Source organism: Solibacillus sp. FSL W8-0474 (genome assembly GCF_038004065.1).
Taxonomy (GTDB): Bacteria; Bacillota; Bacilli; order Bacillales_A; family Planococcaceae; genus Solibacillus; species Solibacillus faecavium.
Window position 1 is genome coordinate 1,787,569 of sequence record NZ_JBBOQJ010000001.1, and the last position, 18,789, is coordinate 1,806,357.

The 18,789-nt window shown below is 34.5% G+C and carries 10 protein-coding genes and 2 pseudogenes; 9 read left to right on the top strand and 3 right to left on the bottom strand.

Annotated features, from left to right (window positions below):
• Positions 1 to 59: 59 nt before the first annotated feature.
• Positions 60 to 929: pseudogene (gene yfkAB, locus NYE67_RS08780) on the bottom strand (radical SAM/CxCxxxxC motif protein YfkAB); the annotation flags it as partial.
• Positions 930 to 1,068: 139 nt separating this feature from the next.
• On the opposite strand from yfkAB (NYE67_RS08780), the gene NYE67_RS08785 reads away from it, so the two are divergent.
• From NYE67_RS08785 to NYE67_RS08800, 4 genes are all read left to right on the top strand, one after another.
• Complete coding sequence (locus tag NYE67_RS08785) at positions 1,069 to 1,656, top strand: hypothetical protein (RefSeq protein WP_340729772.1); 588 nt, start codon at positions 1,069 to 1,071, stop codon at positions 1,654 to 1,656.
• Between the two features lie 69 nt (positions 1,657 to 1,725).
• Positions 1,726 to 2,829: a radical SAM/CxCxxxxC motif protein YfkAB gene (gene yfkAB / locus NYE67_RS08790; protein ID WP_340730896.1), complete on the top strand. Its 1,104-nt coding sequence runs from the start codon at positions 1,726 to 1,728 to the stop codon at positions 2,827 to 2,829.
• A 211-nt stretch (positions 2,830 to 3,040) separates the two neighbouring features.
• A complete protein-coding gene (locus NYE67_RS08795) occupies positions 3,041 to 6,523 on the top strand; it encodes a tetratricopeptide repeat protein (RefSeq protein WP_340729773.1) in 3,483 nt (1,160 codons plus the stop codon).
• Positions 6,524 to 6,603: 80 nt separating this feature from the next.
• Positions 6,604 to 6,735, top strand: coding sequence for a hypothetical protein (locus NYE67_RS08800; protein WP_340729774.1), 132 nt, complete (start codon positions 6,604 to 6,606; stop codon positions 6,733 to 6,735).
• 224 nt (positions 6,736 to 6,959) lie between these two features.
• Here NYE67_RS08800 and NYE67_RS08805 read toward each other — a convergent pair.
• Together NYE67_RS08805 and NYE67_RS08810 are read right to left on the bottom strand one after the other, a co-directional pair.
• A pseudogene (locus NYE67_RS08805) lies at positions 6,960 to 7,238 on the bottom strand (radical SAM protein); the annotation flags it as partial.
• 162 nt (positions 7,239 to 7,400) lie between these two features.
• Positions 7,401 to 9,335, bottom strand: coding sequence for a right-handed parallel beta-helix repeat-containing protein (locus tag NYE67_RS08810; protein WP_340729775.1), 1,935 nt, complete (start codon positions 9,333 to 9,335; stop codon positions 7,401 to 7,403).
• A gap of 280 nt (positions 9,336 to 9,615) precedes the next feature.
• Here NYE67_RS08810 and NYE67_RS08815 point away from each other — a divergent pair, with 280 nt between their 5' ends.
• The 5 genes from NYE67_RS08815 (at position 9,616) to NYE67_RS08835 (ending at position 18,629) form a co-directional block, all read left to right on the top strand.
• Complete coding sequence (locus NYE67_RS08815) at positions 9,616 to 10,734, top strand: AAA family ATPase (protein WP_340727838.1); 1,119 nt, start codon at positions 9,616 to 9,618, stop codon at positions 10,732 to 10,734.
• A gap of 27 nt (positions 10,735 to 10,761) precedes the next feature.
• Entirely contained in the window at positions 10,762 to 12,120 is a 1,359-nt protein-coding gene (locus NYE67_RS08820; protein ID WP_340729776.1) for a vWA domain-containing protein, read from the top strand.
• A gap of 127 nt (positions 12,121 to 12,247) precedes the next feature.
• On the top strand, positions 12,248 to 13,078 hold the full coding sequence (locus NYE67_RS08825; RefSeq protein ID WP_340730897.1) for a DUF2785 domain-containing protein: 831 nt from the start codon (positions 12,248 to 12,250) through the stop codon (positions 13,076 to 13,078).
• Between the two features lie 312 nt (positions 13,079 to 13,390).
• Positions 13,391 to 16,087 carry an aconitate hydratase AcnA gene (gene acnA, locus NYE67_RS08830; protein WP_340727840.1) on the top strand — a complete coding sequence of 899 codons (2,697 nt, stop codon included), beginning with the start codon at positions 13,391 to 13,393 and terminating at the stop codon, positions 16,085 to 16,087.
• A gap of 364 nt (positions 16,088 to 16,451) precedes the next feature.
• Positions 16,452 to 18,629: a 5'-nucleotidase C-terminal domain-containing protein gene (locus NYE67_RS08835; protein ID WP_340729777.1), complete on the top strand. Its 2,178-nt coding sequence runs from the start codon at positions 16,452 to 16,454 to the stop codon at positions 18,627 to 18,629.
• The last annotated feature ends 160 nt before the right edge of the window (positions 18,630 to 18,789 follow it).

The window sequence follows — 18,789 nt, forward strand, 5'->3', positions numbered from 1 at the left end:
TTTTTTAATAAGGGTCTTTTCCTTATCCAATGAAATTCGGTCCTAGCCCATTTTCTACTTTATTTTACTGAACCACTAATAAACTGTTCGTCCTGATAATACATGTTTTTAACGAGCACATTAGGACCTAGGCATTTTACAGCAGGGCAGTGACAGTTTAGGCTTTTCGCCAAATCAGTTTCAAGCCATTTATCAAAAATTACCGGTAACGAATTGGACGTAATATTGCCTAAAGGTGGTGTATCTCCAAAGTCTGTTACGATAACGTCACCTGTGAAAATATTAATATTTAAACGAGAACGTCCGTCCGGGTCGTTACGCATAGTTACATTTGGAGCGTTGCGTAAGCGGTCCAGTAATTTTTGGTCTTCCTCGGTTTTACTACAAGGATAAAAGGGAAGAGTTCCAAACAGCATCCAAGTATTTTCATCGCGAATATCCAGTAAATGATGAATCGCTTCACGCGTTTCCTCAAGAGATAATGAAGTTAAGGCACTGGCGAAATCTGATGGGTACATTGGATGGATTTCGTGTCGCGCACATTTCATTTCTTCTACAATTTGCTTGTGGATATGGTCTAAGTAAGGCAATGTTTTTTTGTTCAACATCGTTTCAGCCGATACCATTACACCGTTTTCAGCAAGCATTTTTGAATTGTCGATCATCCGCTGAAATAAAGCGGCACGTTGATCAAATGTCGGTTTCCGTTCCATCATGGCAAAGCCGGTTTCAACGAATTCCTCAATCGTACCCCAGTTATGGGAGATATGTAGTACATCCAGATATGGGGCAATTTCCAGGTAGCGTTCTCCATCAATTGTTAAGTTTGAGTTCATTTGAGTACGGACATCGCGACTATGCGCATATTTTAAAAGCGGTAAAACATACTCACGCACAGATTTACGTGACATCATTGGTTCTCCGCTAGTTGTAAAAGATATAAATTCTTTATTTAAATTTGAATTTAACTACTTTGATTTCGCGAATGCTATTGCAGAACATTTCTACCAAAATTTAAAAAATTTCACTTTTACAACAAATTATTTATTAAATCCTCAAAATGCCGACATGATTAATTTAGAAGATTTAAAAAACATAAATACGAATCACTTTAAAAGTGCCTATAATAAACAAATGCACATTGCTAAACGGTATTTTACTCAAGTAGGTAATATGTCAGAATATACATGTCGGTTATATTATAATTCTAAACAAATAAAATATACAGATATAGAAAAAATATTAAAATTAGCAAATACAACTTTAATAGATTATCTTGAATACCTATATGTCTTATGCTCTGAATTAACTATAAAAGACATTGATACTTTAAAAATTATATTATTCAATTATTCGCCTAAAAAAGAGGCGGAACCGTATGAACATATTCTTTTTAAGAATGTAGCATATTGTTATTGTGGACAATCATCAATACGTAAAATCAATAGAACCTCTCCCGTCACATACTACTGTAAGACAAAAATTAAACGTAATAATTTAAAACCATGTGAATTTAAAGCTACTCAAGAAAAATTAATTGTCGAGAAAATAAAGAAAGATAAAGATATTATTGTAACGAGTAAAAGTGAGGTAAATAAAATTGTCAAAAAGATTATTATTAAAGATAAGTTTAATTTCGATATAATATATAAATAGATAGATAGATAGTACTTTAAAAACTTCCTTATCTGTGCGAAAATTATACGCATGGAAAGGAAGTTTTTTATGTTTACAGTTCAAAAACCACATGATGAATGGGAAAGTTACATCGATATAGATAATCATGGCAAATTAACTTTATCTAATATAGAGTTTACAACAACAAATTTATGTAATATGAGATGTTCGCATTGTGCAGTTGGTTACACATTATTAACGAAAGAATTACCTGCAATCCCAGCAGACCAAATTATTCGTAAATTAGATGAAGTGGAAACTTTACGTACAATGAGTTTTACAGGTGGAGAACCTTTATTGACTAAAAAGGGGATAAAAGATAATTTGTTACCACTCTTGAAGTATGCGAAGAGTAGAGGGATTAAGACACAGATCAACTCTAACCTAACTTTACCTATGTCACACTACGAATTAGTTGCTCCTTATTTAGATGTAATGCATATATCGCACAACTGGTGTGATGAAAGAGAATTTGTTGAAACAGGATTCGCGATGATGGATAAAACTCCATCAATTGAATATAGAGGGAATTTATATCGTAATATCTTTGATAATGCGAGAGAGCTATCTAAAGGTGGTATTTTTGTATCTGCCGAGACAATGTTAAATCGTAACACTGTTCCATATATGGAGAAAATTCATAACGAAGTAGCAAATGAAATGCTATGTAAACGTCATGAAATTCATCCTATGTACGCAAGTGATTTCGCAGAAAAGCTTGAAGTTATCGGGTTGGATGAATACAGAAAAGTCGCAAATGAAATACTTGATTATCGAAACAAAGATATATGGGTGTTATTCGGTACATTACCGTTCTATCCATGTAGTCAGGATGAGAGAGATTTAGCACTTATCAAACGAATCAATAGCGAACCAAATACAACGATTAGAAATGATGTAGATGGACGCTCCAGAATGAATTTGAATATTTTTTCGGGAGACATTTCAGTTACAGACTTCTCGGATGATGGTCAAGCTTTTGGTAATATAATAAATGAGTCATTAAACCAAATTTACAAAAGATGGTTAGATTCAAATATTTCTAAATCAATCAATTGCCATTGTCCTGCGGTAAAGTGTTTAGGGGCAAATGTAATTGTTAAGAATATGTATTATCCTACAACTGAGTTTGTTAGTGGAAGTGCAAAATAAATAATTGTTCATTTTTGAAGTTGATATTAAAGTAATTACAATTGTAAATGTTATAAATAATTATATTAAAACAATTTCCCCTCAATCCAAAGAGGAAGAGGGAAAATTGTTTTTTTATACTACCGATTGTTAGTTACTTATACTGGTGTTAAAGTTAAATATATGCAAAATATAATGTAATTTGGGTATAGGGGAAAGGTGGTTGATTTATTTGAGTTTTTTAGCTTATATTGCTGGATCGGTGATAGCTCCAATTTTTGCAGATTATCTTTTGTCAAAAGGATTAACTACTATAGAAGAAAAGAAGCTTATTAGGAAAATTGAAGAGAAAGTAACTGAGTTTAATCGGAAGTTTGATGATACAGAAGTCGACAGTAATTACTTTAGTGATTTTATTGAGCAAAATAAAATTATTGATAAAATAATACAAAGGATTTTTAATTCTTATAAAATTTCAAAGGAAGATTATAACTCTTTTTCGAAAAAACTTGCCGACGAGGCGATTGAGTTCGTCAATTTAAAGAAAGACAAATTTAATCATCCCCATATTAAGAGATTAAGTGATTTCGAAGATTATTTTTCTGAACTCTTCTCAATTTTAGTTGATTTCCGAGAGTCATTTTTGGCAATTAAAGACAAGGCTGTATTATCAATAGTTGATGAATCAATTGGTAAATCTGAAGGCAATATTATTAAAACTATTGAGGAAAAATTAGGGGAAGATTATTTATTAGAGCAAAAAATTGAGGAAATAGATAATCTCATTGACAAAGGTCTATATGGTGAATCACTTGAAGCTATAACTGAAATTTTTGAATCTGTGGTGCATATTAATAAAGAACAAAGAGGAAAGTTACTTTTCCAAAAAGCTCAAGTTTATATTAATACCGAAGAGATACAGAAGATTAGTGCTATTCGCAAAACAATTCAACATTATTCTCCAGAAAGCAAATATATTTATGAAATCGATTATTTGATTGGTAATTATAAAAACGACTATGAGTTTGTGTCTGTTGCTATTCAACGTTTAAGAGAAAAAGGTACAGATGAACAAAATTTGATACTGAAAGAATCGAATTATCATTTACGGATAGGGAATTTTGATTCTGTTTTAGGGTTACTTCTAGATGAAGAGAATAATGTCAAAATGATATTAAGAAATGATGCTAAAGCTTTTTCACACCTTGGATTTGTATCATTTTTTAGAAATGATTTTGAAAGAGCAGAATCATACTTCAAAGCAGCAATGAGTATCAAGTATAACATCTCTTACGATTACTATATGACTATTGCTAAAGCTTATATATATTTAATGAATTTGAACGATAAAACTAATATAAATGATGAAATTAAAGAAAGAGCAAGAGAGATATATAATGATTTAAATCGGGCTTTTTACTTTATTAAAGGGGCATCAAAAGATATAAGAATTCAGCACTGGTCTAATTATCTTAGTTTGGTTGTAGTGGACAATCCAGAACTGGCTATTAAAAAAATTGAGAACATTGATGAAGACCTTATTAATGAAGAGCCGATTTATATTGTGTTGTCGGAAATATACTTCTTCACTGAAGATTACGAAAATGCAATGATGTACTTAGAACACATATGGAAAGAAGACCCTATATTATTAATTAGGCTTCTTTATTGTTATACAAGGTTAAATAGATGGGATTTAGTTGAGAAAATATTTAACGAAGATAAAGTTAATTTATACGATGAGCTAGGTGTTATTTTATTGTACAAGATACAATTATTTGAGAAAATTGATAAAATAGGGGATGCTAAACAATTAATAATAGCAAACATTGAGCAGTATAAGAATAGTATTTGGTTTGTTGAAAAAGCCCTTACTTTTTTGTATGAACATAGGATCAATGACGTATATGAAGTAATCTTAGGGCTTGTTTCTGATTTAGTTGAGCAAGTTGAAGTTAACGTAAAACTTAGGCTGGCAAGGGTGTTATATGAACATGGACAGTTTCAATTAACAAGAAATATTCTTGAAAAATCACTATTAATAAATGATGAGGCATTGGAATTATTTTTGTTCTCATATGGCGAAGTAGATCCTCACAATGAAAACTTTGCTGATTTACAGCAACAAGTAATTTCATTTTATTCTAACGGTAATCGACATAAATATTTACTTCAAGTTAAGTTCCATATTGAAATATTGACCGAAAGATATTTTGATGCATTAAATTCTATATTAGAATATAAGACAGTTCATGGTGAAGACTCTTTTTATCAAATAAATCTGCTTCAATGCATTACGCTAGGTTCTATAAATTATGATGCAACACATGAAGCCAATATGTTATTGAAGACAAGTGAACTAAAAAAACATTTGATTGTTGCACAATATTTTGCTTATAGAGGACGTTGGGGTGATGCAAAATCAGTATTAAAAAACGGATTCTATAAATATATGGAACAAATTCAAGAGGAAGAGATTGCGGGTTTCTTAAAAGTACACTTTAACAATATTCATCAAGAGTCAGGTGTTGTGGAATACTCTAAAATAATCGATGATTCGGTTTCTACTCTTGAGAATGCTGAGGGTTTTATACAGAATGTAATGATACATTCAAATGATGAAATTATAATAGAAGATGGTGAATATAAGTTTGGGTGTATCAACCTAAAAAGTACAAGTGACGACAGTTATATACTTAAAGCAACTGGCAAAAAAGGAAGCCATGTATTATATAAAGGAGTAGAGTACAAGGTATTAGAAATACTTGATATATATACATTCTTCTTTAGGTATTTTTTAAAGAAGATACAGGAAGATCATCCTGGAAATAAAACGGTTATTCCTATCTCTGGTGAAACAATTGAACAAATGATAGAAAAGACAACAGTTTTTATTAAATCAGGAAAGGAAGAAATTGAGAAGAAATTGAGGTTGTACAACTTTGAAATTAAATCTGGAGTACCGATATCGTATTTATCGGGAAAGGATATTGATAAATATTTTGAAACTATCTATTTTTTATTGAATAATGAAGAACAAGCTCTGTATTCAGTATATAGCGCTGATGTTAAAAAGGGTGCTAAATATGCTTTAACAATAAGTTCGTTAGTATTAATAAATGCATTAGGATATCTAGATAGACTTCAAACTATCTCAGATAGATTATATATATCTCCGAGCATTAAGCTGTTTGTAAGAAAAGGGATATCTGATTCGATTAAATATGATTCAGTTGTATCAACGGCTTTCTTAGATGAAAACAGTAATTTTAGGATGGCGGAGTCTACCGAAGAGACAAAAATATTTAAAAAGACATTTTGGACACAAATATTAATGGCAATCAATAATTTTCATGAATTTAAACCAGAAGTAATTAATACAAGCTTTTATGACAAAATATATGCTGCTGTTGACATAAGTGAATTTGAAGCTATTAATATTGCTTCAAGTGAAAGGGCTGTACTTGTATGTGATGATTTATTTATTTCAAGGATATGTAATGCTACGGATAATACCGCGCCTGTAATTAATATAATTGCACTACTGTACAAAGAGGAGCTTATTGACATTAATGAATTGATTAAACTTGTAAGTGACTTAACTAAAAAAAAATACAGGAACTGTGTTAACCATATTATATTATTTGAAATTTACGATTACTTAGTACAATTATATAAAACTCCAGATTATGACCAGATATATATATACAGGTAAAGGATATTTTTGAGAATCTGTTTGCCGAACATTCAAAGGAATATCACGTTCATCTATACGAAGATTTTATAAAATTAGTAATGCAAAACAAAATGATGACTGATATTCTATATAAACTATTACAGAAACCATTAGGATTTAAGCCTTATGATGAATTAGTAGCGGATGTTTGGGGCAATGTCATGGTTAAGTTGAAAGATACAGAACAGTGAAAACGCATTTTTGTTTATTGTTCAGTTAATGAATGCAATCGTAAATGTGTAGATAACAATCTATTTTGACTGAGCTTTTTTTCAGAATGGGTTGTTATTTTTCTTTTACCTCAACCTTGTGAAACACAAGTGAAAAATCTAGCCAAAAGAAAATCAACAAAAATAATTATATTATTTATGTTAAAGATTAGGGATATTTTTACAAATAAACAGCTCATTTAAAAGCTTCGAAATAAAATATAGGGTTCTCCGCCTGTGATCGAGATTGTTTGAAGATGAGGAATCTCATCTAAACGCTTTAAAATTAAATCGATTGGTAAAGCATCGGGATCTTTAGTCTGCAATGTATAGCCAACTGCGCAGTGTGCACAGCGCATGTTGCATAATGTAGTAGTAGTAAATTCAATATTTGATAAAGTCAACTTACCATGTTTTTCGATATCCATATAAGCTTCCCATGGGTCGTAGCTTGTCGTAATGTTTTGTCTTTCTAATGTCTTCATTTTCTTTCGATCTTCCTTTCCAACAATTTATTTTCTCATAAATTATTAGAGATGCAACCTAAAACCTTATTTTACTTGGATTTATTCTAAAGGATCGTGCACATATATACGTCTCCACAAAAAAACTACCTGACGTTTATTAACATACAGGTAGCATACTATTTAGCTTATTTCATCCATGTTGTAAGTAATTTGACTGTTGTTCTCACTGTAAAATTTCGAGCCAAACGAATTGTCTACCATTGTTTCAGCGAGATATATTTTAGAAAAATTAACTGCCTGAATATTAAAGTTGAACTTTGCATTTTGAATGATGCAGTTTGAAGCATGCAATACGGAGTTGTTTTGCACATAGATATCCGATTCACGACCTTCAGTTAGCTGTGTTGCTTTTAGTTCAACGGTAGATTCTGAGTCAATCCATATTTGCGGATAGCCATGATTGGAAATGAATGAATCTTGAATCAATGCTTCGGCATGATTTTTAATAATAAAACCATTCCGTTCGCCTTCGAGCAATTCACTGTTTTTGAAAATAATCGAACTATCATTGACAATTACCTGTGGCATTTTATGCGAGGAAATTTGACTCTCAATAATATTCACCGATGTATCTTTCATCGCTATTATTCCGTTCGTTTGCCCGTCAATGATTTTGGAATTTTGGATAGTGGCATTGATATGATCAATCATTTCTATTTGGGCTCCGGTTCCATCCTTAATGACAGAATCGATAATGTCCAATTGGCAATGGTCAATAACAAAAATACTTTTTCCACCCGTTAATTCACTGTGACTAATATGAATCGTGCTGTCGTTTTTCCCGGCAATATGCGCCAGATCGTTGTGATTAAATTGGCAGTTATCCAACGTCGCCTTCGCATTATTAACGGCAAATAGCCCATTCCCATTATTATGATGAATTGTTGTATTCAACAGAAACATTTCTGCTTCGATTACCGTAAGTGCCGCATTTTTATGGCCTGTAATCGTACTGGATACTATGGAACAAGAAGACCCTTTCTCCGCAAAGACTCCAATCTGCTTTCCATCCTCAATCGTTACACTTTTTAATGTACAGATCGAATTTTCCGTGATGAAAAGTTGCGGTAGGACATTATTTGCAAACACCGTATCAGTAAAGTTGGCAATTGATTTTTCCTTTAATTGAATGCCAACTCCCTGACTATTAAGTACTTCACTATTTGTCATATTCAACAAAGATTCAAATGTCAGTTGCACATTGGCTATTTTATGAAATGAAAGCACAGTATCGGAAATCGTTGCTTCCGCATATTCCCGCAGCATAATACCCGATTCACTTCCATGCTGTATTTGACACTCGCTAATGTTCAAGGAGCTTTTTTGAATCCATAATTGGGGAAGGGTATGATGATGAACTGTAGTTTGAGCGAGATGAATTATCGAATGTTCGGATGCATATATCCCGTTACCTTCGCCTTGCTTGATTTCACTTTCTTTTATATCCAATAGCGAATGGTCCTGTATGACTATTTGTGTACCTGAATGGTGATGGACTTTTACATTATTTAAATAGGCCTTTGAATTCGATTTAGCCCATATCGCCTGATTACCTTTTGAAAGCTCGCAATTTTCCAAGTGGGCAGTGGAGTTTTCCAAGAGTAAATGCACTTTTTTGTTTTGTTCAAAATGGCAGTATTCGAAATGTGCTTTACTGTCGGAAATGAGGGTTACGCCAATATCCGGTGCATCTCTGAAATGGGTTTTCTCACAATGTGCAGTGCCGCCCTTCATTGCGATTAGGACGTTTGTTAGACCACCTTGAATAACACAGTTCTTTAAAATTAACTGACCTTCTACAAAAATTTGCGACGTAGGTTGAATGGTCATGTTTTCAAAAGTAACGACAGCTGCTTTAGCGATGAGTATCGTTCCTTCTACGACAACGGTTCCTGCATTTTTAGCAGTAATTGTTCTACTGTCCAGAAAAGTTAACGTCTCTTTATATTTGCCGGCATTTACGACGATTATGTCGTCATTTGTTGCCTTTTGAACAGCTCGGCTGATTGTTTTCACCATTGAAAAAAATGAAGTAGACACTTTTACTATCACCATACGATTCCTCCTGCAAAACATGCTATATGTAATATGTTCACGTAAAATAACGAAAATAATCATTTAATTTAAAAATTACATAAAAAAAGTTTTAGTTACTACTATTTAAAATAGTATAAAACGACCTGAATTATTCCTCCAATTAAATGAAAGACCTGTCAAATTCAAGAAATAGGTTTAAAAATCACGTAGGAAGTGAAACTTTAAATAGGAAGAGAAATACATCATACATAAAATCCATACATTGCAGATTTCTTAGTAGAAGAAAAGGGAGTGTAATATGGAAAAGCAACTACAAATTATCCAACAACAATTAAATGAATGTTTTTATGATAGGGAAGAAGAAGTCGAGGCATTATTAATTGCACTTTTATCTAAACAACATGTGTTATTTATAGGTCCAGCGGGTACAGGTAAGAGTGTGCTATCGTCAATGCTTGGCTCCATTGTCGATGAAAGCCGTTACTTTCAGCATTTGCTGACACCTTTCAGTACACCGGAAGAGTTATTTGGCGTGCTGTCATTGAAGGATTTGGAACAGGGAATTTATAGACGGAATGTAACCAATATGCTACCGGAAGCGCATTTTGCATTTATCGACGAAATTTTTAAAGCAAATTCAGCTATATTAAATTCGTTGCTTACACTCATTAATGAGCGAATTTATTATAACAATGGAGTTCCAATACCTTCTCCGCTTTTAACAATTGTAGGTTCTTCCAATGAATATATAGAAGAAGGCGAAGGTCTGGAAGCGTTATTTGACCGTTTTTTGCTTCGCTATGAAGTTGATTATATTCGTAATGAGGATTCCTTCATCTCTATGCTGAAAGATCAAAATGAAAAAAATGTTTCAAAAATATCGCTGGAAGAGCTTTATGAACACCAGGAACTAGTAGCGAATATTGACGTTTCGGACGGCATTCTTAAAATGATTGCTAAAATTCGTCAAGCACTAAAAGACGAGGGAATAAGACCTTCTGATCGCCGGTTTAAACAGTCCCTGTCCATCTTAAGGGCGAAAGCTTACTTAGCTGGAAGAACAGAAGTTGTCAGAGAAGATTTAGCGATTATGGCGAATGTTTTATGGGAAACAAGCGATCAAAAAAGTTCGGCGAAAGAAATTATTCATGAGATTGCCTTTGATACAGTAGATGCGTTTATTCACCGTACGACAGCTGAATTCGAAACGATTATGCTGACTGCACAAACTACATTACTTCATAGGACACCGATAGCACGAACAGAACTTAGTCAATTATTAATGCAGGGGAAATCATTGTTTATGGAAGTGCAAAACATGAATCGCCAAATACCTAATCGGCCGGAATTACAAAGTTTAAAAACTGAAATGCATAAACAGTTGCTACGAATTACGTCGGATGTTATCGGATTTTAAATTATGCTTTAAGGTGGTGAACAATGCTTGAGAGGTAACGTATTTGTATTTTATAGTCGATCTGTTTTCGACATCAGCGCGACTTATAAAGAACGTTTCAACGAGCTTTTAAAAATGGCGGCAAGGTTAAATGACAGCTGTGTAGCAGGTGAAAGAAAAGTTGCCGGTTTTACGAATTTAATTGGGGATTGCTGGTATGCCTTTTATCATAAGGAGCCAATCTTAAAAGGAAATATCGATCGTGTCGATGATACACAATTCGAATTTATCCGTCATCTACTGAAAAATGAGGAATACGTTCAATGGCACTCCTTAACACAGGGAGATGATTTATTAAGTGTCCTAACATCAATCAGTATTGCGGAACAGCTGCTTCAAAATTTAGAGCTGTTAAATAATGATACGTTTGCAGTAAATTCTCAACAGAACGGTCAGGAACTTGGTGCCAGTACAGCACAAATGAAAGCACATATTCGACAGCTTGGAGAAACGTCAATTAGTATGATGCTCCAAGAAAATAAAAAGAAAATACGCAATACGAAAAAAGCTGTTCGAACAGTTGGTACAATGGATGGCAAAAAAATTGAAAATATTCCGTTGTCAGATCAATTTAAACTCGCTTCAGTCATCGGTCAGAGAAAGGAACTGCAACGCATTGCAGACTTAGTTGGTCGTTTTAAAAAAATCGCCATGAAAAAACAAAAGATGAAAAATCAGCGAAATATGGAATTTCGAAATATTTCAACCGGGCATGAAGTGTCGCGAATACTACCGCTCGAATTAGCCAATTATATGATGAGGCCAAGTAAGCTGGATTTTTTAAAACGACTAAGTGAACAGCAGACCTTCGTATTTGGTACGAAAGGGAAAGCACGTAAAGGGAAGGGACCCATTATTGTCTGTATTGATGAAAGCAGTTCCATGACAGCGATAAAAGAGCAGAGCAAAGCATTTTGTATTGCTCTGTTAACAATCGCTAAAAAGCAAAAGAGAGATTTTGCCATTGTTCCATTTGCTACAAATATAGGAGAAGTTGTCTTTTTTAGAAAAGGTCAAGCGACTACCGACGATTTAATCCAATTCAGCAATAGCTTCTTAGGTGGCGGTACGAATTACGAGTTACCTCTTCGTGAATCGTTAAATATTTTATTGAAAAGTGAGTTCAATAAAGCGGATCTATTGTTTGTTACGGATGGTTCGAGTTTTTTGCCAACAAGATTTGTCGAAGAATTTAATCACTTAAAAAAGAAAAAACAATTCGAATGTACAGCTGTTGTTTTAACAAATTTATTTAATGCAATTGATTTAAATGTCGTCCAGAAATTTTCAGATCGTGTCATTGAAGTAAATGAACTATTTGAAGCTGGTGATGCGTTCGTTCTATAGGTGCAAATTGGTATTGAAAATCATCCCTTTCCAATTTTGCGTACGTTCTCCTAGTCAAAAAGCTTACCGTCTCTTACAATGGTATAGATAATAATGGGTATATGATTTAGGGGGCGTTTTTTTGTTAATGGAAGATTATGATGAATTATTTGAAATGTCGGTAGATGAACGAAAACATTATATTCAGTTGAATCCTACCATTGTGGAAAATTTACTGGACGGAGTTGGCAAGGAAGATGCTGCCATTCGAGACCAGTTAAATTATCGTTTGTTTATCCAACTTTTAACGGAAAATGCGCTAAGCGAAAAGATGATTAATCAATTTGTCGATCATCTTTTTGCGGATAAAGGTCTACTTGCCAATATTGGTGAAAGTGGGACAGGCACGGTTTTTCAACGGTCATATTCTGCCCTGTATTTGGCGGCAATTGTAAATGCTGATCGACAACTTTCCTATTTAAATAAGGAACAATTGGAACAGATTACACAAAATGCGATTGATTTATTAACAAAGGAACAGGATTTACGCAGCTATGTTAATATAAAGTCCGGTTGGGCGCATAGTGTTGCAAATGCGTGTGAGCTCTTATGTGCAATTATCGAACACCCCGAGTATTCAATTCGCTTTACTTTCCAAATATTGCAGGCGATCCGTGCAAATTTATGGAAAGACTATGTATTCATTGATGATGAAGACGAACGTTTTTGCAATGTCATTAACGCCTTGATAGTAAAGGGTATTGAGGAAGATTTATTCATTGAATGGTTTGAACAGCTTTTTGACCAGCTAGAAGCATCTGCTTACGCGCAGGGGTATAGTGCACTTTGGTATAAAGCAAGAACTAATCAATTAAATTTAAGCAAAACACTTTACTTCTATTTGAAATTTGCAAATCGACATGAAAAGTTACGGAGTACCGTATCGATATTCATACAGCGGTGGATAAAGTTAGGTTAACTTTTATTTTACTGCTATAATGAATTTTGTGGAAAAATGTTATGAAGCAATGAAAACCCTCCATCTAAATAGGATTTAATTTGAATAAGGAAATTGTTGGTAAGTATAGTGTGAGGCTAACTTTTTAACGACGTAGGAATTCTAAATAATATTGTAGAATAAATATGTATTTCCGATAGGTCATAATTAAAACTTATTGTAAAAGATAATAATAATGCAATTTACTTATGTATAATAATGCGTTATTATTGAATGTGGAGAAAAGAGCTTTATAACCTTTTCGATTATGAAAAAACTAGGGGGAACACAAAAATGGCAAACTTACACAACAGTCGTTCTTCATTTGAAGTGAACGGTAAGACTTACAACTACTACCGTTTAGCTGCTCTTGAAGAAGCTGGTATCGCAAAAATTTCACGCCTACCTTATTCAATTAAAGTATTATTAGAATCAGTATTACGTCAATATGACAACTATGTAATTAAAGAAGAGCACGTAAACGATTTAGCAAATTTCGGTTCTCACAACCAAGAAGCTGAAGTACCATTCAAGCCTTCACGCGTTGTATTACAAGATTTCACTGGTGTACCAGTAGTAGTTGACTTAGCTTCATTACGTTCTGCAATGAAAGAAATGGGTGGAGACCCAGCTAAAATCAACCCAGCTATCCCAGTTGACCTTGTAATTGACCACTCAGTACAAGTAGACAAATACGGTAACGCTGCAGCTTTACAAGCGAACATGGATTTAGAGTTCGAACGTAACGCTGAACGTTATAACTTCTTAAAATGGGCTCAAACTGCTTATGATAACTTCCGTGCTGTACCACCTGCAACAGGTATCGTACACCAAGTTAACTTAGAGTATTTAGCTCCAATCGTACACGTTAACGAAACAGAAGACGGTTTAATCGCATTCCCTGACTCAGTAGTAGGTACTGACTCTCACACAACTATGATCAACGGTATCGGTGTTCTAGGTTGGGGTGTTGGTGGTATCGAAGCTGAAGCTGGTATGTTAGGTCAACCATCTTACTTCCCAATTCCTGATGTTATCGGTGTTAAATTAGTTGGCGAATTACCAAACGGTACAACTGCAACTGACTTAGCATTAAAAGTAACACAAGTATTACGTGCTCGTGGTGTAGTAAACAAATTCGTTGAGTTCTTCGGACCTGGCGTACCTGCTTTACCACTTGCTGACCGTGCTACAATCTCTAACATGGCTCCAGAATATGGTGCTACTTGTGGTTTCTTCGCAGTTGACGAAGAATCATTAAACTACATGCGTTTAACTGGCCGTGACGAAGAGCATATTGCTGTTGTTGAAGCTTACTTAAAAGCTAACGACATGTTCTTTGATGCTGACTTAGAGCCAGTATACACAGACGTATTAGAAATTAACCTTGGGGATATCGAAGCTAACCTTTCTGGTCCTAAACGTCCACAAGATTTAATTCCTTTAACTGAAATGAAACGTGTTTACCGTGAATCAGTAGTAGCTCCACAAGGTACTCAAGGTTTCGGTTTAACAGAAGAAGAATTCTCTAAAACATCTACTGCTAAATTTGCAGAAGGTGACGTAGAAATTCCAGCAGGTGCTGTAGCAATCGCTGCAATCACTTCTTGTACAAACACTTCTAACCCATACGTATTATTAGCTGCTGGTTTAGTTGCTAAAAAAGCGGTTGAGTTAGGAATCAAACCTGCTAAGTGGGTTAAAACTTCTTTAGCACCAGGTTCTAAAGTTGTAACTGGTTACCTAGAAGAGTCTGGTTTACAAGACTACTTCGACCAAATCGGTTTCAACACTGTAGGTTACGGTTGTACAACATGTATCGGTAACTCAGGTCCGTTATTACCAGAATTAGAAGAAGCAATCAAATCAAACGATTTATTCGTAACTTCTGTATTATCAGGTAACCGTAACTTCGAAGGCCGTGTACACCCATTAGTAAAAGCTAACTTCTTAGCTTCACCACCATTAGTTGTTGCTTACGCTTTAGCTGGTACTGTAGATATCGACTTACAAAAAGACGCTATCGCACAAACTCCAGACGGTAAAGATGTATTCTTCGCTGACATCTGGCCATCAACTGAAGAAGTTAATGAAGTATTAAATAAAGTTGTTACTCGTGAATTATTCCAAAAAGAATACGAAACAGTATTCACTGCTAACGAAGCTTGGAATGCAATCGAAACTTCAACTGAAAACTTATATACTTTCGATGAAAAATCAACTTACATCCAAAACCCACCATTCTTCACTGGTCTTTCTAAAGAGCCAGATGCTATCCAAACATTAGCTGGAATGCGTGTAATGGCTAAGTTCGGTGACTCTATCACTACTGACCATATCTCTCCTGCAGGTGCGATCGGTAAAGATACACCAGCTGGTAAGTATTTAATCGAAAACGGTGTTGCAATCCGTGACTTCAACTCTTACGGATCTCGTCGTGGTAACCACGAAGTTATGATGCGCGGTACATTCGCGAACATCCGTATCCGTAACCAAATCGCTCCAGGTACAGAAGGCGGTTTCACTACTTACTGGCCAACAGGCGAAGTTGAGTACATTTACGATGCTTGCATGAAGTACCAAGAGCAAGGTACTGGCTTAGTAGTATTAGCTGGTAACGACTACGGTATGGGTTCATCTCGTGACTGGGCTGCTAAAGGTACATTCTTATTAGGCGTTAAAACTGTAATCGCACAATCTTATGAGCGTATTCACCGTTCTAACCTAGTAATGATGGGCGTATTACCACTACAATTTATGGATGGCGATTCTGCTGATTCATTAGGATTAAAAGGTGACGAAATCATCGACGTTAACTTAACAGATGATGTTAAACCACGTGATATCCTAACTGTTACTGCAACTTCTCCAGAAGGTAAAGTAACTGAGTTCAAAGCATTAGCTCGTTTCGACTCAGAAGTAGAAGTAGACTACTACCGTCACGGTGGTATCCTACAAATGGTATTACGTGCTAAAGCTGCACAACAATAATACTGTTTAACATAAGTAGCACAAACCATGTATTTGGTTTGTGCTACTTTTTTTATGTTTGAAATTGCCTGGAAATGAGGTGTCGAATAATAAAAATAGTGTCGAATAAATTCTCTCGCGATTAATAAATAGAATTTAAAGTCTAATATCAAAATACTATCGTTAAATAAAATTTTTTGGAATTAGTAGAAACGTATAAATGAAAAGAATAATCCAGAATTGTTCGTATAAACACAAACCTCAAAATACATAAAGAACGCAATATTTTGTTAATTTTACATTAATTTTTCAGAAAATGTGGAAATTTCTATAATATTCAGCTACTATCAAAAAGGTAGGTAAAAATATTATTGGGGGTTTTTTTATGAAGAAAAAGAGAATGTATTCAGCAACAGCATTAGCAGCATATACTGCAGTAGCTGTTGGCGCAACAGGTGTTTTAGCAGAAGAGACAATTTTTACAGATGTAAGTGCGAATCATCCATATGCGGATGGAATTAATGCATTAACAGCTGCAGGCGTTGTAAAAGGATTTGGCGATGGTACATTTAAGCCGGATACAACTGTTACACGTGGACAAGCAGCTAAGATGATTGCAGGTGCATTAAAACTTGATACAACAAATGTAAAGAATCCTAATTTCAAAGATATCGAAACTTCAAATCAATATTACAACCAAATTGCTGCATTAGTAGCAACAGGCTTTGTAAATGGTTATCAAGACGGTACATTCCGTACAGCAGATAAAATTACACATAATCAATTTGCAAAAATTTTAAGGAATGTTTCTGCCGTTTATCCGGTTGATGCAACAGCATTATTAACAGAAGCAAAAGTAGTGTTCAATCCAACAAAACAACTTACGCGTGGAGAACTTTCTAGTGTATTAGCTACGATGTTAGCAGGTGCAACACCAGCTCCAGAGCCAGAACCTACACCAGAGCCAACTCCAGAACCAGAAACAAATAATTATAAATTATCAATTATGCATGTTAACGATACACATGGACGTGTTGAAGAATTCCCTAAATTAATGACAGCAGTCAATGAGCAACGTGCTAAAAATCCAGATGCATTGCTTTTACATGCAGGAGATATTCTTAGTGGGACATTATACTCCAATGAATTTGTAGGACAAGCTGATCTACCATTTATTAATGCATTGAAATTTGATGCCATTACATTAGGAAATCATGAGTTTGATTTAGGATCTTCACCTGAAGGACATAAAGCGCTAGTTGACTTTATTAAAGCTGCACAGTTCCCGGTATTAACAGCAAATGTTGATTTTTCAAAGGAAGCCTTATTTACGGGAATGTTCTCAGATTTAATTTCAAGCGAGCCGGAAAACGGTAAAATTTATAGCGGTATGATTAAAGAAGTGAATGGTGAAAAAGTCGGTATTTTTGGCTTAACAACAGCTGAAACAAAAGATATTTCATCTCCAGGCAGTATCGCATTCGAAAATTACATTGATGAAGCAACAAAAGCAGTAAAAGCATTTGAAGACAAAGGTGTAAATAAAATTATCGCGCTTACACATATCGGCTTCGATGACAATGCAGCATATGATAATGATCAAATTCTAGCAAAATCAGTACCTGGAATTGATATTATCGTAGGTGGTCACACACATACAGAATTAAAAGAGCCAGTTATTGTTGATACAAATACTGTTGGCGAGAAGAAGGATACTACATTAATTGTGCAGGCGAAAGAATATGCTGGCTTCTTAGGTACATTGGATCTTGAATTCGATGAGCAAGGTGTAGTTGTAAAGCATGAAGGACAATTAATTAAAGTCGCGGACTATGCAAATGATGAGGCAGGCTTGAAATTACTTGCGCCATATAAAGAAAAAGTGGATGCTATTTCTTCAGCTGAAATTGGGGTTACATTAACGGAAGAGTTAGTAAGTCCACGTACTTCTGAAACTATTAAAGTAGGTGTACGTAATAGCGAAACAGTTTTAGGAAACATTATTACAGACGGTATGCTTACAAAAGCGAAACAATATACGGATAAAAAAGTTGTAATGGCAATGCAAAACGGTGGTGGTATTCGTGCTGCAATTCCAGCAGGTAATATTACAACTGGCCAAGTTATTACAGTGTTACCATTTGGTAATACGCTAGCATTGATGGATGTTACAGGTGCTGAGATAAAAGCTGCATTTGAACATGCTGTTAAAGATGCTCCAAAAGAAAGTGGCGGGTTCCTACACATTTCAGGTGCTAAGCTAGAGTACGATTCTTCTAAAGAAGCTGGCTCTCGCGTAGTTTCAGTCAAATATTATGACGAAGCGACAAAAACGTATGTTGATGTAGCGGATACCGAAACTTACACAGTTGCAACAAATGCCTTTACTGCTAAAGGCGGCGACGGATTTGATATGTTCAAGAAGGCATATGAAGATGGCCGTGTAACTGATTTAGGATTATCGGATTGGGAAAACTTAAAAGAACAACTTTTATCAATGAAAGAAATCAAATATACAACAGAAGGTCGTATTGTAGACGTTGCGACAGTAGAAGCAAAATAATATTGAAATTGAAAAAATCACTAATTTGGGCGACCAATTTAGTGATTTTTTTTATTTTATTTTCAGCAATATTATTATGAAAAATGGGCTATTAATTTTATAGTTAAATAATTTATAAAATAGAAAATTCTGAAAAACAGACGAATGAACTATGGTAGAT

What these genes read in the sequence shown, in the direction of transcription:
- acnA (WP_340727840.1), top strand. Translation starts at nt 13,391, where the DNA reads ATGGCAAACTTACACAACAGTCGTTCTTCATTTGAAGTGAACGGTAAG.
- NYE67_RS08815 (WP_340727838.1), top strand. Translation starts at nt 9,616, where the DNA reads ATGGAAAAGCAACTACAAATTATCCAACAACAATTAAATGAATGTTTT.
- NYE67_RS08835 (WP_340729777.1), top strand. Translation starts at nt 16,452, where the DNA reads ATGAAGAAAAAGAGAATGTATTCAGCAACAGCATTAGCAGCATATACT.
- NYE67_RS08825 (WP_340730897.1), top strand. Translation starts at nt 12,248, where the DNA reads ATGGAAGATTATGATGAATTATTTGAAATGTCGGTAGATGAACGAAAA.
- NYE67_RS08800 (WP_340729774.1), top strand. Translation starts at nt 6,604, where the DNA reads ATGCAAAACAAAATGATGACTGATATTCTATATAAACTATTACAGAAA.
- NYE67_RS08785 (WP_340729772.1), top strand. Translation starts at nt 1,069, where the DNA reads ATGATTAATTTAGAAGATTTAAAAAACATAAATACGAATCACTTTAAA.
- yfkAB (WP_340730896.1), top strand. Translation starts at nt 1,726, where the DNA reads ATGTTTACAGTTCAAAAACCACATGATGAATGGGAAAGTTACATCGAT.
- NYE67_RS08810 (WP_340729775.1), bottom strand. Translation starts at nt 9,335, where the DNA reads ATGGTGATAGTAAAAGTGTCTACTTCATTTTTTTCAATGGTGAAAACA.